The 257-nt window shown below is 63.8% G+C and carries 1 protein-coding gene; it reads left to right on the top strand.

Features of this window, described 5'->3' with window-relative positions:
* Positions 1-257 (top strand): flagellar hook-length control protein FliK (fliK, locus tag ACZ3HH_RS30660; RefSeq protein WP_465810431.1); only part of this gene is annotated, 257 nt, incomplete at both ends.

Genomic DNA, 257 nt, shown 5'->3' with positions numbered 1-257 from the left:
GGGCCAGAAGATGGAATGGGAAATCAACCAGGAACATGGCCAGGACTCCCCGAAACAGGGTGCCACCGACGACGAAAACGCACCCACCTGGCACAGCGTGGTGCGCTTCAACTTCGCCCACCTGGGCAGCGTCTCGGCTTCGATCCGCCTGATCGGCCAGCAGATCCACGTGCAGGTCAAGGCGGACAATGACGCTGCCACCGCAGCCCTGCGCGGCAACACTGGCCTGTTTGCCAATGCCATGGCGGCAGCCGGCA

It is taken from the genome of Pseudomonas sp. PME37.24/025, assembly GCF_055556615.1.
Note: the sequence above shows the minus strand (reverse complement) of the source record. Positions and strands in the feature narration are given on the sequence as shown.